The following is a 16,388-nucleotide window of genomic DNA, read 5'->3' as shown; positions in this document are numbered from 1 at the left end:
TTTTAAATGCTTCTTTAAATGTTTACACTGTCTTCCACTAGCATTTTCGCATAATTTTGACTACTAAAATTATGGCAGGTTAAAACCTGCTATTAGTATTCATCCCCGGGCTAATAGCTTGCGTGTCGTAGGCATAGACCGGGGTTTTCTCCATAATTATTATAAAATTTTGTTGACATCTCCCTTGGTTAAAAACACAAGGGATTGTGACAGACGCGTAAACTTGACCATCTTTATAAGCCAGTGCTTATGCGGGAAATGTGATAGCCGCAAACCTCCTTTCTTCTAGTATTTAGGCGGCTTAAGTCTATCTACTTCACTTGCAATGGTGCTACGCAGATCGCCTCTGTAATAAACTTTTACCAAAGCCTTATAAAATCTGAGTCGGTTACAGAGACATCGCATGAAGGTGTAAATCTTGTTTATGAGGGGATGTCAAATAATGCTTGAACCAACAACTTGCTAAACGAGCAACTTCATCCAATGCACCTGGTTCCTGAAATTGATAAGTTGCTCCTGGAATTACCTCTAATTGTTTCTTGGGTGTCTGAATTTTTGTCATCGCATCTTCACTCACGGTAATTGCTGAAATATCACATCCACCGACAATCATTAGTGTCGGAGCTTGCACATAGGATAGAACCTTAGATTCCAGATAAGTTTCTCCACTACGAGAAACTAATGCTTCAACAACTGTTGGACGTTGTGCTGCTGCAAGTAATGCAGCGCCTCCAGCGACACAATCACCAAAGTAACCAATTTTCAGATTATTAGTGATGGAATTATCAATTAACCAGTCAGTGATACAGACTAATCTTGTTGCGAGGAAAGTAATACTATTACGGAAATGAGCAGTTCTCAGATCGATTGCTTCCTCCTCTTTTGTTAATAAGTCAACTAGTATAGTTGCAAGTCCTCCACTCTGACGTAAAATATGGGCAAGATAACGATTGCGAGTGTTGTAGCAACTACTAGCGCTACCATGGGCAAAGATAACTATCCCCTGGGAATCCTCAGGTAAAACAATTTCAGCTTGTAAACTAATTGAACCCAGCTTCACTGAAACTAGTTTTTCCTCAACATCGTATAAAAAATTTCGAGTCATTTGGACACCCTCTTACAAGTTTTTGATGCGTAGTTAGTATTAAAGTAATTACTTTTAAGTCGTTAAATTTACCCCTTGCACTACAATTTTCTATATCTACGCGGTAAGCATTACTGAAGATTTCTCTAGCAATTCATGTACTTGCTTGTCACTTGTTTGGGAAAAATCATCATAATATAAGCCGACAGCATAAAAAGGTTCGGGAGTTGCCAAACATATTACTTTATCGACTTCTGCCCTTAATTGTTCGTAGACTGTTGCTGGTGCGACAGGAATAGCTACTATTATTTCCTTGGGTTGTTGTTCTTGTAGTATGGCGATCGCAGCCCGTACCGTTGAGCCCGTAGCAATGCCGTCATCTACAAGGATTACTGTACAGTTACGTACATTCAGCGACGGACAATGACCTCTATAGGAACGAGCGCGCCTTCTTAATTCTCGTAATTCTTTACTAGCAATTTTGTCAATTATCTTACTATCAATTTCCCAGTCATTTAAAACACTATAATTGAGTACTCGAATTCCATTAGGTGCAATCGCACCCATCGCTAATTCCTTATGATGTGGTACCCCAAGTTTTCTAATGATGCAGATATCAAGCGGGATGTTTAATGATTTTGCGACCTCAAATCCTACTGGAACTCCACCACGGGGTACAGCCAGCACAATTGTATCTAGGCGATTTGCATAGGCTTTAAGTCTTTGAGCGACTAGCTTCCCTGCTTTTGTACGATCGCGGAATTTAATTGTCATTAATCTCACCCCCTTAACATGAAGAGCACTGGCTTTACCCCACAAAATGTAATTACATGAGACAACAACTCTAATTTTTGTCCCTCAGTACTTCAAACCATCGAACCCATCTTATATTTATATAAAAAACGTGAGGAACTTGTGAGGACTTACCACATTATTCTCTCCTCAAGGAATAGCTCACAAATTCCTTAGATTTTTGACTTAAATTTAAATTAGATAGTTTCAAAATATTATTTGATTACAAACCTATAAAACACTGATTCAAAACCATCGAGTAAAAGGCATTAAGCGCAGAATATTAATTCCAGAATATTGATTCCACAAAACTTCTGGCAATTTTTACATAGGGGGTTACATGAATTATTTGACAAACCCATTTTCCGGGAAACCTAAAACCTTGGAAAGCAGTTTGCTTCTTCCTTTGATTAATGTTGTCTTGCTACCAGGGATTACATTACCTGTCATGGTTGTTAGATCGCACTCTGTAGGAGTAGTAGAAGCTACAGCATTAACATCACACAAGCAATTAATAATTGCTGGAGTTCGACCAGAATCGCGGCAAAGATTAGAAAAAAACCAAAAAGCTGAAATTGAAAGCTTGGAGGAGATTTATCCTGTTGCAACCTTAGCAGTAGTTCAACGCGTAATACGCTTACCAATGGCAGGAGGTATTCAAGTTATCCTTAGAGGGATAGAGAGAGTTTGTATCGACAAAATACAAATAACCAATCGTATTTGTGAAACTAATTACCACCGACTACCACAACTACATCAAGATAATACTTCTGAGCTTGAAGGAAAATCAGCAGCTAAGGTAGAAGCATTAGTCGGAGCAATTAAATCCCAATGGAGAGAAATAGCTACTTCTGATTCTACTTTTCCCCAAGAAGTTTTAGCTTTCTTGCAAGATAATGATAACCCAGCTCTATTGGCTTATCAAAGTAGTATGCTTCTCCCCCACGATCTCGATAAAATTCAAGGATTACTGGAAGAAGAAAATCTCGAACAACTTCTTAGAAAGGTACTTGCAGATTTGAGCCAAGAAGTAGAAGTTCAACGCCTACAAGGTCAAATTCTAGGCGAAACCAAAAAAGAAATCGATCTACAACAACGAAAATTCTTTCTGCGCGAACAATTGAAGAAAATTCAACAAGAGTTAGGGGAAGGTAAATCGGAAACTCAAGAAATTGAAGAATTACGAACCCGTATAGCTACAACTCAGTTACCCGGTTGTGTAGATAAGCAAGCAAAACGAGAATTATCGCGTCTAGAAAGAATTGGTAATGCTTCAGCAGAAGGGGGCGTAATTCGCACATATCTTGACTGGCTATTAGAAATGCCTTGGAACCAAACAGTCCAAGATAATTTAGAATTAAAGAATGCCAGAGAAGTTTTGGATGCCGACCACCACGGTTTAAGTAAAGTAAAAGACCGCATTATTGAACACTTAGCAACATTTAAACTCAAACAGAAACCCATAAAAAAAGATAAACCAGAGGTGAAAGTTACTAACTCCGACTTTCCCAGGAGTATTGCTTTTGGTACGGTTTTATGTTTTGTCGGACCACCGGGAGTAGGTAAAACTAGTCTGGGGCGCTCCGTTGCTCGGGCTTTAGGTCGCCCATTTGAGCGTATTAGTTTAGGTGGGTTGCGTGATGAAGCTGAACTACGGGGTCATAGGCGTACTTATGTTGGTGCAATGCCAGGTCGTATTGTCCAAGCTCTACATAGATCTGGGGTGAAAAATCCAGTCATTATGCTAGATGAGTTGGATAAAGTTGGTATGGACTATCGCGGCGATCCGGCTTCGGTATTATTAGAAGTTCTTGACCCACAACAAAATTACTGCTTCCGCGACCTCTATTTAGATTTAGATTTTGACTTATCCCAAGTATTTTTTATTGGTACTGCAAATGATTTATCTAAAGTTGCTGCACCATTACTCGATAGATTAGAAATTATTGAACTGTCGGGTTATTCTGAAGAAGAAAAATTAGCCATTGCCCAAAAATATTTGCTACCACGCCAGATTGAAAAAGCTGGACTTCCTGAAGATGCAGTGCAAATACCTTCACAAACCCTTAGGCTAGTAATTAAAAATTATACCCGCGAAGCAGGAGTTCGAAGATTAGAGCAAAATTTAGGTACTCTTTGCCGTAAAGTTGCAGTACGTCATGCATCAGGTGATACTAATTCTGTAGTTATCGATCCAGAACAGTTAGAAGACCAACTAGGAGCAAAAGTCTTCTTAGGAGAACAGATGCGAAAGTCACCTCAATCGGGTGTCGCTTGTGGTCTAGCTTGGACTTTGGCTGGTGGGGAAGTTTTGTTTGTGGAGGCAGTGACATTATCACAAGGTAAAGACCTTGTGCTGACTGGATACCTGGGTGAAGTCATGGAAGAATCTGCTCGCATTGCTTATTCCTATGTTTGGTCAAATGCAGCTTTATTGGGTATTGATACCACTGTTTTTCAAACCAATGGCCTACATATTCACGTCCCAGCCGGCGCAGTTCCTAAAGATGGGCCCTCTGCTGGTGTAACAATAGTAACTGCAATTGCTTCTTTATTAATGGATTGTGCTGTGCGAACAGATACAGCAATGACCGGGGAAATCAACCTGAGCGGCGAAGTCCTTCCCATTGGTGGAGTTCGAGAAAAAGTTTTAGCCGCTCGTCGTGCTGGTATTAAGAGGGTAATATTACCTCAACAAAATGCTAAAGACTTAGTAGATGTTCCAGAAGATGTTAGCAAGCATCTAGAATTTATCTTTTGCGATCGCATTGACCAAGTTCTTGAAAATGCTTTGCTGCAGCCATTTAAGAGTTGATAAATTATTGTATCAGTGTTGCTTCTGGAGCAGGTGCCGATGTCGTAGAAAGTTGGAGCGGATCGTAGCCAAGCTGTCGGGCAATGCTTTCTCTAGCTAACATGCGATATTCCCAAAAATGTTCTCCAGCAGCACATAATCCCAGGTACATATTGAGAAGCTGCGGTTTTCTCAACAGGACAATCAAGAGTTGATACCAAAACTGCCACCGAATTTCAGGACGGCGAATGCCTTGGTGCCAAATAAGTTGAGTGATAAACCGCATCCTCTTACTTAAAGAAAATTGCATCATGTGTTTTTGATTTTTCAAAGAACAAATCTTAAGACATTGCTGTAAACAGCGTCTGAGATAGTTTCGAGGCTCGTACAGTATCCAGAAGCCTTCGACATATTCTTTAGTAATATCTGCGATGGGGCGTGTTGGGACAAAATTCATTATAGTATTCTGGTCGCCTGTCAGATGACCATTGCCCTCAATTAAGCGTTGCTCTTTTTTTAACCGCTCCCAGAGGGCGGTATTGGGTAGAGCTTGAAGGATGCCCAACATAGGTTGAGGAATGTTAGTTTGTTCGATAAACTCTTGTATGCGATCGCCCGCCCCGGAACGTTCTCCATCAAAACCAAGAATAAATCCTGCATAAATAAGCATTCCTGCATCATTGATTTTGTTGCAAGCTTCCACAAGGGGGTTACGGGTGTTTTGCAGTTTTCGAGTAACTTGTAAACTATCCTGGTCTGGGGTTTCGATACCGAGGAAGACTGCATAAAAGCCTGCTTCACCCATCAGTTGAAGTAATTCATCATCCTCTGCCAGATTGACTGAGGCTTCCGTAATAAAAGTAAAGGGATAGTCGTGCTGCTGCATCCAAGGAATCAATTCTCTCAGGAAGCGTTTGACATTCCTCTGATTACCAATAAAGTTGTCATCCACAATAAAAAGTGAACCACGCCAACCTAAGTTATAAAGGGTTTGTAACTCAGCAAGAGCTTGTTCCGGTTCTTTCGTACGGGGTTTGCGACCATAAAGAGAAATGATGTCACAAAATTCGCAGTTGAAGGGACACCCACGGGAAAACTGGATTGCCATCATCAAGTAGGCAGAACGTTCAAGCAGGTCAAAGCGTGGCATTGGGCTTTGGGTAACATCCGGCTTTTCAATAGAGCGGAAAATGCCCTTGGTTTCACCTTGACAAAGTGCCTCAAGAAATAAAGGAACCGTCATTTCGCCTTCATCCAGAATCAGGAAATCAGCTCCAGCATCCAACGAATCTTGAGGGACAGAGGTGGGATAGGGTCCACCCACTGCAACTTTCTTTCCCAACTGGACTGCTTTATGAATCAACCGGTGGAAATCCTGCTTCTGTACAATCATGGCTGAAAGAATCACCAGATCGCACCACTCCCAATCTGCTTCAGTTTCACAAGCGACATTGCGATCGCGAAATCGAATCTCCCAATCTTGTGGTAAGAGTGCTGCAACCGTAATAATTCCCAAAGGTGGAATTACTGCCTTCAGTCCAGCAATCTCCATGAAGCGATCGTAAGACCAAAAGGACTGGGGAAATAGAGGATAGAGTAGTAGTATTTTCATAATAACCTCGCGGTAGCAGAGCCTGCAGTATCGCCGTTGCCTCTGTAAACCCAGTCTTTCAAAAGCGAATAACTTAGGAATGTGGATTAAATAAAGTATAAAAGTGGGGCGCTGTTAGGATCACGTAACGCACCATTCCAAATTTCAAAATAACAGGTTATTAAATTCTCATTCCTTAGTCTAGTCAACTACGCCTTAAACCTTGGGCCCGAAGCCCAGTGTCTTTAGACCTGGGTCGTTGACAAATACCTTCAGTAGTTGAAGATGCGCCAAATTATTTTTTCTAAATCAAGCTATATGAAGCTTTTCAGCCTTGGAGTTCAGCACAGCTTCAAGTATAAATTGTCTGAGTAGTGGGAAGGCTTCAATCAAAAAGTTATGTAACTTTTCTTTGTATAAATCTTAATCAAACAAACCATCTATAGCACTACGCAATTAGGTTAGGACATCAATGAATCCTAAAAGCTATGAGCAAGTAGTGTGCTTTTGACTTGTGTCCGTAGGACACGCATTAACGCAGTGTGACGCAACAGCGTCATAACCTAGAGCAGAAGGGCGACGGCAGATCCACAGGTAACGGCTCCGTAAGTAGCGTAGCTATAGTTATAGCCTCTTGCTGCGCTACCTACGGTTAAGCCAAACGGGCGGAGCCTATGACTACGTCACCTTACGGATCCGGCGACGGCAAAGCCTCTTGCTGCGCTAACGTCGTCAGACCTGTGCATTCGTCTTTAGACGCATCCAAACCGGTACGCTTACGCTAGCCGCTAATGACTTATGTCCTACGGACACGCTACGCTAACGACTTGCGCGTAGCGCTATACAGCTTCACCAATGATTGTGACGAGAGTACCCTGGGTTAAAGAAGAGGACATAAAAACTCCGAGAATGGAATGATAAGTATTTAACTAAAAATGCTAGGCTGACGTACACTTAAACTGAATAATTTAGTGTCTCTAATGCTTTTAGAGCCTGAGTTTTTGTTTCAAAATAAATGCCGAACAGCTTAAATCTCGTCGGCAATTCAACCGGATCCCATCGTAGTATTTACGTCCACCCGCTTTATCTTTTGGGCAGAGCAATATCCCAAAAAGACAAACATCTATTTGCAGTCTGATAGATGTAGAATTCTACAAGCAAAGCAGCTATCTCTTCAGTTCTTAATTCTTTTATCTTGGAAACAGATGTCGCCTTGGTCCAATACCTGGATTAAAAATACCTGCAACATCTTCATCAGACAATTGGCTCAGTTGAGTCTCTAAATCTTTGACATTGAAGTTATAGCCTCTAGCTGCAGCTAAAAGAATGAAATCTTCTGGATTGCTAAGGGCTTTTTGTCTTTCCTGTTGAGCATGGGCTTGCTCTACTTGTTTATAGATTCGGGCAGCATTTTCCTGAATCATAACTATACCTCCTTCTGGAAGGACGATTTTTTAAACTTTTTCCCAGCTTTCGCGATTCCAAATGTTATAAGGAAAATTTATTTTAAATATAAATAATTATACAACATAATTATTTTTTAACCAACGTATTTTTCACAACTTCTTATCTTGGAAAGTTTCTACTAAAGATTGGTCACATTCAGGCAAAACTTCTGCTATGGCTTTTACTAATTCACACGCCGTGAAAGGTTTAGCTAAAAATCCTTGAACTCCAGTCCCTACAGTTTTTGCTAAAGCCTCTGTAGAGGCTAAACCACTGGTAGCAATAATCTTTACTCGTGGATTTATTCTTTGCAAAGTACGAATAGTAGTTGCACCATCCATTATAGGCATCATCATATCTGTTAGCACAATACTAATGTCATCTTTGTGGTTAGCGTAAACAGAAATTCCTTCTATTCCATCTTTTGCGGTGAGTACTTGTAAGTTATAGTTTTCCAGGGTGGTTTTAATAATTTCACAAATTTTTGCTTCGTCATCAATTACTAAAATTACTTCTCCCTTTCCTACTAATCCTTGTAGATCCTGTTCTTTGTCTGAAACAAGCCCTTCTTGACTGGGTAAATATACTTGAAACTGACTACCATTTCCCAATTCACTGGATATCTTCACAAATCCGTCATGGTTTTTAATAATACCCAATACCGTAGATAAACCCAAGCCTGTACCTTTACCGACATCTTTTGTAGTGAAAAATGGATCAAAAATCCTGTCAATATTTTCCGGGGGAATACCAACTCCAGTATCGGCAATTGTTACGACAACATAAGGCCCAACCTTAGCATCAATATTCATCCTGGCATAACTTTCATCAACAAAAATATTCTCAGCCAGAATACTTAAAGTACCACCATCAGGCATGGCATCCCGGGCATTAACTACTAAATTCATAAATACCTGATGCAACTGGGTAGGGTCTGCTGCAACTGTCCATAAATCTCGCGGTAAATTCCTTTCAATTTCAATAAACTTAGGAAATGTTCCTTTGACAAATTGCTCGATATCCCTCAATAAATGCTTAACTTGTAAAATTGTGCGCCTAGCTTCATTACCACGGGCGAAGGACAAAATCTGTTTAACTAGGTTCGCACCCCGTTTGGCACTGCTTTCTAGCATTTTCAACATGTCTTGGGAACTTCGATCAAGATTAGTCACCTTGAGAGGTAATAATTGTGAAACTGCCAAAATCGGTGTCAAAATATTATTTAAATCGTGAGCAATACCACTTGCCAAAGTCCCAAGACTTTCTAGGCGCTGAGCCCGGAGAAACTGTTTCTCTAGTTGCTTTTTCTCAGTAATATCAGTGTCAACTGTAAGGATAGATTTGGGATTTCCTAACTTATCTTTTACCAAGGTCCAACGGCTAGCAACGATTATTTCCCTACCTTCTTTAGTGATTTTATGTAGCTCACCTTGCCACGAATGTTTATCCTTGATTGTTTGGAGTGCTTCGGTTAATTCCGGTGAAATTTCTTTGTATAAAAGTTCGTCTGCAACCTGACCAATTGCTTCCTGTGACGTCCAGCCATACATGCTTTCAGCTGCTTGATTATAGTATATTATCTCGCCCGACAAACTTCGGAGCAAAATCGCATCTGTAGTAACATCAAGTAATGCAGCCTGTTCGGCAATTTTTTCTTCTGCAAGCTTGCGCTCGGTAATATCACTAGCAATCAGTACGGCAGTTGTGGCTTTTCCTTGAACTTGATTTGGTGCAATTTGGGTTTTATAGAAGCGAGTATCACCTTGTCGGTCGGGGATTGCGTACTCTATTTCTTGAACTTGTTGGGTGGTAAAAACCTGCTCTAAAACCGAATCAATGCTAGAACGTTGATCTGGGGGAAACCATTTTGTGACTAAGCTGCCTAGTAACTTTTCTTGAGATACGCACTCATTGGTACGATTTGCAAAGATAATTCTACCGTTGCGATCCAGTTCATAAATATAAATGGGTGCATTGACAGTAAGAGAATGTAATTTTTGAGCTAGATCGCGGTAACGCTCTTTACTTTCTCGTAATGCTTCTTCTACTTGCTTGTATTCACTGATGTCCTGAGAAATCCCGTAAAAACGTACAACCCTTCCTTGGGCATCTTTGTCTACTCGTCCGCAAGAAAAGGCATAACCAACAGTACTATCGGGACGTAGAAAGCGAAACTCTGTTTCATAAGGAATACCTTGTTCCAAGGCAGCTTTAGTAATTTTATTCACCCTTGCTCGATCTGCAGAATGAATAAATTGATTTGCCACTTCGATATTGGGTATTGGGCTATCTTGATTTAAATTAGTAAATCGATAAAATTCTTCTGACCACCATTTCTCACCAGTATTTAAGTCCCAAGACCAACTTCCCATCTTTGCTACTCGTTGTGCTTCCTGTAGCAAAGCCTCAGTACGTCGGAGTTTTTTTTCTACTTGTTTGCGTTTAGTTATATCCCGAATAACCGCAAGTAAACCAATTTTATTTCCACTGTTGTCTTGAAGAAAACTAATTGATAAATCTACATGAATTTCTTGACCATTATTTTTAATATGAATATTTTCTCCTTGCCACCATCCTTGTGTTAACAAAGCATTGTCAGCTAAATACTTATCTTCGTTATCGATCCATTGATACTTATAAACTTCTTCTAAATGCCGACCAATAAATTCATCTGCTTCAATATTGTACAATTGCTCTGCTCGTCTGTTTAAATAAACGACGTGATGTTCGTTATCAATGGCGATTACTGCATCACTTACGTGGGCGAGAACATTTGCCTGAAAGTTGATTTGAGCTTCTATTTGAGAGCGGACTTTAATTTCCCGTTTACAACAAATTTTTGCTTTTTCAAATATATTAACTTGCTGTTTTAACTCAGAACGAGTTTGATATAGCTCTTCTTGTAATTCTTTTAAATGATTTTCCTGTGATTTTAATTGTTTTTGTAATCCTGGAATAAGATCGGTTTTCTCTTCCGAACCAAATACTTGCTGTAAATGATTTTGAGTAATAATACCAACCAATTTATTTTGCCGATCTAAAATCGGTAAATGGTGAATCCCATGTCGATGCATGAGCGATTGCACAGTGAAAATATCATGATTCGGATATATCTTTAAACTTATGACTTGCTGAGTCATTACCTCAGAGATTCTCACACCGGAGAAATTTATTCCAGAACCAGCAAGCCTGACAATATCTATATGTGTAAATATTCCTACTAAAGACAACCCTTCTACTACCAACACATAATCTTTCGGGTTGCGATCAGTTTTATTTGGTTGTGATAATTTTCCCCGCACCCCAAATTTGTTACTACGATTTTGTCCTTCATGCATCATCAAAGGAATTGCATCGACAACTAAAGTGTCCGGTGTAACGGTCAATGGGGAAACATCAATAACACCATTTAAATCACAAAAATCAATCAGCTTGTTGTTAGGTTCCATGGCTAATTTGCCTCAGGAAAACCCAAGGTAAGATTATTACATATACCACACCTATTCGAGTTACCGTAAAATACAACCCACCCCACAAATTAAAAATAAGGGAATAACAGTTGAAAAATTTAAAAACAATAACTTATAGCGGGATTGTAAAAGTCAGAAGACAAAAGGAATTTGGATGGGAAGGAATCCAATATTTTTGATATTAGGCTTTATTACTATTCTTTTACCTTACTTATTGCCAACTCGCTATATATCATCTTTAAAAATAGGCGATATAAATATTGTAGCGATTTTTCAACTTTCGATATCTTTTGTGAATTTTTATTACAATATAAATAGATATATTCCAAAATTATTATCACCCGTGGGTACTATCAGTTTATAGTTAATTAACTTTTTAAAATAATTATTAATTACTCACAACTTTGTGCTGTTACAGTCCGGGAAACCTACGGTACATTTTACGCCACGTTAAGTTCTGCTAGCCGCTAGCTAAACATTAGCCACTAACTGACTCATTACTCATTACCGTGCGCTGTAGACACCCTCATTAGTCTGTGCTTACGCCCCAACTCGTCCCGCTATAGCTAGAGCCTGAGGGGTACCTGCGGTGTGGTGTTTAGACGCAGCAAGCTGTATGACTACGTCACGCAATACCTACGGTACGCTACGCTAGCAACGCTAACATCCGTAGGATGCGTACTAACGCCTCTGGCGCATATCACGGCATCGGCAGATTCGCAAGGTGACGTTAGTCAGAGCCTTTGGCGTCGGCATAGCCTCTAGCCTCCGGCCTCTAGCTGCGCTACCTACAGAGCCGCTAACATTACTATTACTCATTACTCATAATTATTTATCCAATCTGACATCAATGATATTGCCTCGGAAATAGTAATTAAAACCTTCCATTGTGGCAGGCATACCTATTTTTAATTTACTATCACCTACAAATGAAGCATCATCTTTCACTTCAGCGCTACTTGATAAAGTTACTAACATGTTTGTTAGAAAACGAGCCGTAGGATCCTCTAATTCTTTGACCGAACCATCTGGTTGAGTTACAGCAGTAGTAATTGGTATTAGTTGAACAGATTTGATCTGCATTTGACCAGCAGGTTGGTTTTTGATTGTAATATCAGTATTGACTCCATTTTTCAACTCTTGATTCACTAAATCTTGAGGGCGACTAATACTCAAATACTTCACCAATAAATCTAACTCTACAGGCTGAGTTGAAGCTGTAGCATAAGTTGGGGAATTAAGTACACCTGGTGTAAATAAAACTGATGTTAATATTAATACTACTGCGAGTAATATACTCCAACTAAATCGCTTCAATATATCTATAAACTGCTGAAACAAACCAAAACTCCTCATCTATACAAGTTCCTACTTATACGACAAACATGTTTGTCAATTGGGTTTGTATTTAACCATTTACCCAATAAATCTAACAGTTCATAACTTTATCAAAATAAAGCTGGTTTATTTGAACATCATTATTAAATATTTAAATATCACACCGAGTAATTAGGTTGAAACAATAAATTTAAATCCAGTCTTGATTAATATTAATACCCCTAGTTTCCATACTTTCCAAAAACAGATTCGTTGGAAGTGCTTCTTCCACCGGAAAAACTCCAGCTTTTCTCAATTTACCTTCTAATAATAATTGAGCTATGGTACCGGTACCACACCCTGCTGCGATCGCTGTATTTTCATGGATTAAATTTGCCCTACAGACAAGAGAATTACCATTTTTGGTTCCAGTTACTTCTGCACAAACTGCAACTCCAATTCCACTAAAGCGATCAGTGACATCTGTCATCAAATGACTAACATGGGATAAAAACTCGATTCCCCTCGAATTTCTCAGCCACGAGCGAGGGAAAACATGTGCGGCGATCCAGGTCAAATGGTTATAAAAGTCAGGAACAGAACCAAACTTAGTAATAACACTACTCACACGGGGAAAAGACTTCGGAAGAGTGTAGGTCTCCGGCATATCATACCAATACACACCATTAGCTCCGTAGGGTGATGGGAAATCAATAATTTCGCGATCAGTATATGGTTTGATGATTTTCCAATCACCCTCTATCCATGCTTCAAAGGAATTTTGCAAACCTAAAAATGTTGTACGCATTACTGTGACACCAGCTCCACCGGAACCAGAAACTACGTAACTCAAATGAATTTTCTCCGGTTCATCGAACTGCTCAACGCATTGTCGCACCATACTATTAGATATTCCTGGAAATATCCCGGTGTTTACAATTGCAGTCACATTTGCATTAACTGCATCTTTGTGGTGTTCTAAGGCTCTAATAGTGTAGGAACGGTGGTCGCTAACATCCAGATAATTCACACCCTGCTTAATGCATAGCTCTAAAACCTTAGTATCCCGGTGATGAAAAGGACCAGCACAGTGAATTACTAAATTAGATTTAGCGATTTCTGATGCCAATTTGTCAATATTCGCTAAATCCAAACTGAGGAACCGCAATTGAGGATTTAATTTATGATTTGGTTGATGGTTTAATTGAATATCTCTAATTTTACTTGCAGTGCTACGCCCAGTAAGAATCACTTCTGAGTCTGTATTAGTTGCAATATCTTGGGCGACGCTACCACCGATGCGCCCATTTCCTCCTAAGATTAGAACTTTGTTGGTCATTATTTCAAAATAAACACCCCTTTTTTATTTCATAAAAATTTCTCGGTAGTTTATGCTAACGCGTCGCTGCGCTAAGGAAACCCAGCTTATTCATCATAACTGGGAGGAAAAACGCCCCGGTGGTTTTAACCACATTGAACAATTAAGCCAGTGGAACGTTTAAGTAGTTGAACTTTATTTCTAGAAAACTGACCAAGCCGTTTCCAGTCAGAATTGCTAACAGAAACTTGCGTTTTAGTGTCACCACTAACCCAGCCCCTAACGGTTTTCTTTCCTTGGGTCGCTTCAGCATAATCACCTTTCCTGAATCCGTGCTTGGTAACAGTCCCACCATACTTGCGACGTTTAGCACCTTTACTAAATTGCAGTAAATGCAACTGACGACGACTGACGGGAGGGCGACGAATTACAGTTAACGGCTTATAGCCTAGTCAATTCTCAGTAAGAACTGTCTCTTACAAGCTCAGTGGCTTTAGCCCTGAGTTATTGACTTAATATCTAACTTAGATTGTACTTTATTTTGCTCTTCTACTTGCTGCTTCTGCTTGCAACTCTTCTACAACATCCCAAGCTGCAGCACATTCTTTTGAGGTTGGTCCCTTCGCTTCACAAATAGCTCTTGCATCATCTCTTGCTGCTTCAATTGCATCTTCGAGATAAATTCTTCGGGGTTCCTCAACAAAGTCACTTTTTTTGAGAATATCTGTAATAGAAACAATGCCAAGCAAAGTATCTTTTATCACAGGAGCACGGCGAATTCCGGTATTAGCAAATAAACGGGCGACATACTCTACTCCCAACTCAGGGTTTACGGTAATGCAGGGCTTGGTCATAATTTCGTAGACCCGGATTTTTTTTGGATCTTCACCATATGCAGCGATTTTATAAATAATATCGCTTTCTGTTACCATTCCGTAGGGGTCATTATCGTGACGACGTTCAACTATTAAGGCACGTAGCCCTTTGTCTTTCATTAAAGTCACAGCTTCAGCAACCGTTGCTGAACCAGTAATAGTCACCACCTCTTTGGTCATGATTTCTTCTGCTTTCATCATGGCTATTTACTCCCCCTGTAGATCAAAGTGATGGTTTATATTGATAATTCTTATTTACATGTGGAAATCCCATAAATATTGTATGCCATTTTGTGCGTCGAGATAATTCGCCATCTTTGAAAGATTTATCCGAAAAAATGATAGAAAAATCCTATTTTTAAACTCCATTAGTTTTAGGTGCATGAGGGATAATTCATTTTTGAAGTTTCTGTAGTATGGGTTTATCTGCAGACTCTTCAAATATTGCACCCCGTCGAATTAAATCCAGCTTTATTCTTTCAGAGATTCCCAAGTTATTCCTAAATTTAGCATTTTTAACATTTGCACCTTCAAAGATAGTATTACTCAGATTGGCTCCAATAATATTTGCTCCACTAAGATTTGTATTACTCATATTAGCTCCATTGAGGTTGACACGATATAGGTTGGAATAGCTTAGATTTACACCACTGAGATCGGTATGACTGAGGTTAACAATGCTGAGATTAGCATCTCCAAAGTTAGCATTTCTGAGTTGCTTAGTACTACTAAAATTGGTCTCCAAAAGAATCGCACCACTGAAATTTGCACCGTAGAGTTCCACATTACTTAGGTTTGCATTACTGAGGTTGGCATACATCAGGTTGCTACTCTGCAGATTAGCACCACTGAAGTTGCTCTTGGTGAGGTTGGTACTTTGGAGGTTGGCTCTGCTCAGGTTGGCGCTGCTGAAGTCAGCACCACTAAAATTTCCGCTGCTAAGATTGGCGTTAATGAGGTTAGCTTGACTAAGATTGGTTATAGTTATTTTGAGTTCGCCACTAATTGGGAGTTTGATATTGCTGAGATTGGAGTTCTCGAGATTACTACCAATCATATTTGCACCATCTATTTTTGCAAAAGTGAGGTTTGCATCTTTCAGGTCCGCACCACTGAGATTCGTATTCCTCAGGTCTGCACCTTCAAAATAGGAATTCCTAAGGTTCGCACCCTTAAGGTTCGTACCTTCAAAATAGGAGTTTTTGAGGTTAGCATTATTTAATTGAATTTTGGATAGGTTAGTTTTACTAACATTAATCCCTGCAAGACTAAAATCTTCCTTATATAGTCTTTCAAGTGCTAACCGCACCACTCCACTTTGAGAGCCTTTACCCTCTCTAACTACTTCCCAAGCTTTAAATATTCTTTCTTCTTTTCTCTCATCCAATATCCACCAGAAAGTTACAACTCCGGTTACACCAGCAACTATACTTATAAAAATACTTATTCTTTCAATAAGATTAAATATACACTTATTATTTTTAGTATTCATTGAATTTTTTTTATTTTTAACTTATAGCCTAGGAACACGACCATCAGTTTATAGAATTTAGCAACACTAAGGTCAAGCTTGACAGAATCACTCTGCTTGCGTGGCTAAACTAGATATTGTATAAGCTATATCAGCGCCTGTATTTATGATATTCCTTTAAATAGAATGCAATACTTGATGTAGCAAAAATATACGGTAATTAATACTTA

11 protein-coding genes are annotated in these 16,388 nt (G+C 39.5%); 1 reads left to right on the top strand and 10 read right to left on the bottom strand.

All coding sequences use genetic code 11. The annotated features are described in order from the left end of the window. Positions 1–388: 388 nt before the first annotated feature. Both BC008_RS36735 and BC008_RS36730 read right to left on the bottom strand, forming a co-directional pair. The gene (locus BC008_RS36735) at positions 389–1,105 is read right to left on the bottom strand and encodes a dienelactone hydrolase family protein (protein WP_027843673.1); all 717 of its coding nucleotides are present in this window, start codon (positions 1,103–1,105) and stop codon (positions 389–391) included. A 96-nt stretch (positions 1,106–1,201) separates the two neighbouring features. Further along, on the bottom strand, positions 1,202–1,858 hold the full coding sequence (locus BC008_RS36730; RefSeq protein WP_027843672.1) for a phosphoribosyltransferase: 657 nt from the start codon (positions 1,856–1,858) through the stop codon (positions 1,202–1,204). 358 nt (positions 1,859–2,216) lie between these two features. On the opposite strand from BC008_RS36730, the gene lon reads away from it, so the two are divergent. Next, entirely contained in the window at positions 2,217–4,691 is a 2,475-nt protein-coding gene (gene lon / locus BC008_RS36725; protein WP_058184174.1) for an endopeptidase La, read from the top strand. 4 nt (positions 4,692–4,695) lie between these two features. On the opposite strand, the gene BC008_RS36720 is transcribed toward lon, so the two are convergent. The 8 genes from BC008_RS36720 to BC008_RS36685 all read right to left on the bottom strand — a co-directional run bounded on the left by BC008_RS36720 (position 4,696) and on the right by BC008_RS36685 (position 16,179). Next, positions 4,696–6,282, bottom strand: a complete 1,587-nt coding sequence (locus BC008_RS36720) for a B12-binding domain-containing radical SAM protein (RefSeq protein WP_027843670.1) — start codon at positions 6,280–6,282, stop codon at positions 4,696–4,698. A gap of 1,169 nt (positions 6,283–7,451) precedes the next feature. After that, positions 7,452–7,685: a Nif11-like leader peptide family RiPP precursor gene (locus BC008_RS36715; RefSeq protein WP_027845206.1), complete on the bottom strand. Its 234-nt coding sequence runs from the start codon at positions 7,683–7,685 to the stop codon at positions 7,452–7,454. Between the two features lie 132 nt (positions 7,686–7,817). After that, positions 7,818–11,156, bottom strand: a complete 3,339-nt coding sequence (locus tag BC008_RS36710) for a PAS domain S-box protein (protein WP_058184173.1) — start codon at positions 11,154–11,156, stop codon at positions 7,818–7,820. 849 nt (positions 11,157–12,005) lie between these two features. Next, positions 12,006–12,533, bottom strand: coding sequence for a DUF4330 domain-containing protein (locus BC008_RS36705; protein WP_027845207.1), 528 nt, complete (start codon positions 12,531–12,533; stop codon positions 12,006–12,008). Positions 12,534–12,705: 172 nt separating this feature from the next. Further along, positions 12,706–13,833, bottom strand: coding sequence for a saccharopine dehydrogenase family protein (locus BC008_RS36700; RefSeq protein ID WP_027845208.1), 1,128 nt, complete (start codon positions 13,831–13,833; stop codon positions 12,706–12,708). A gap of 125 nt (positions 13,834–13,958) precedes the next feature. Then, a complete protein-coding gene (locus tag BC008_RS36695) occupies positions 13,959–14,210 on the bottom strand; it encodes a hypothetical protein (protein ID WP_058184172.1) in 252 nt (83 codons plus the stop codon). A 138-nt stretch (positions 14,211–14,348) separates the two neighbouring features. Further along, positions 14,349–14,888, bottom strand: coding sequence for a CBS domain-containing protein (locus BC008_RS36690; protein ID WP_036267078.1), 540 nt, complete (start codon positions 14,886–14,888; stop codon positions 14,349–14,351). A gap of 193 nt (positions 14,889–15,081) precedes the next feature. Beyond that, positions 15,082–16,179 carry a pentapeptide repeat-containing protein gene (locus tag BC008_RS36685; RefSeq protein ID WP_058184171.1) on the bottom strand — a complete coding sequence of 366 codons (1,098 nt, stop codon included), beginning with the start codon at positions 16,177–16,179 and terminating at the stop codon, positions 15,082–15,084. Positions 16,180–16,388 lie beyond the last annotated feature (209 nt).

It is taken from the genome of Mastigocoleus testarum BC008 (assembly GCF_001456025.1).
Classification (GTDB): domain Bacteria; phylum Cyanobacteriota; class Cyanobacteriia; order Cyanobacteriales; family Nostocaceae; genus Mastigocoleus; species Mastigocoleus testarum.
This window is presented reverse-complemented; position numbering and strand designations above follow the sequence as displayed.

What these genes read in the sequence shown, in the direction of transcription:
- BC008_RS36710 (WP_058184173.1), bottom strand. Translation starts at nt 11,156, where the DNA reads ATGGAACCTAACAACAAGCTGATTGATTTTTGTGATTTAAATGGTGTT.
- BC008_RS36705 (WP_027845207.1), bottom strand. Translation starts at nt 12,533, where the DNA reads ATGAGGAGTTTTGGTTTGTTTCAGCAGTTTATAGATATATTGAAGCGA.
- BC008_RS36685 (WP_058184171.1), bottom strand. Translation starts at nt 16,179, where the DNA reads ATGAATACTAAAAATAATAAGTGTATATTTAATCTTATTGAAAGAATA.
- BC008_RS36730 (WP_027843672.1), bottom strand. Translation starts at nt 1,858, where the DNA reads ATGACAATTAAATTCCGCGATCGTACAAAAGCAGGGAAGCTAGTCGCT.
- BC008_RS36720 (WP_027843670.1), bottom strand. Translation starts at nt 6,282, where the DNA reads ATGAAAATACTACTACTCTATCCTCTATTTCCCCAGTCCTTTTGGTCT.
- BC008_RS36715 (WP_027845206.1), bottom strand. Translation starts at nt 7,685, where the DNA reads ATGATTCAGGAAAATGCTGCCCGAATCTATAAACAAGTAGAGCAAGCC.
- BC008_RS36735 (WP_027843673.1), bottom strand. Translation starts at nt 1,105, where the DNA reads ATGACTCGAAATTTTTTATACGATGTTGAGGAAAAACTAGTTTCAGTG.
- BC008_RS36690 (WP_036267078.1), bottom strand. Translation starts at nt 14,888, where the DNA reads ATGATGAAAGCAGAAGAAATCATGACCAAAGAGGTGGTGACTATTACT.
- BC008_RS36700 (WP_027845208.1), bottom strand. Translation starts at nt 13,833, where the DNA reads ATGACCAACAAAGTTCTAATCTTAGGAGGAAATGGGCGCATCGGTGGT.
- lon (WP_058184174.1), top strand. Translation starts at nt 2,217, where the DNA reads ATGAATTATTTGACAAACCCATTTTCCGGGAAACCTAAAACCTTGGAA.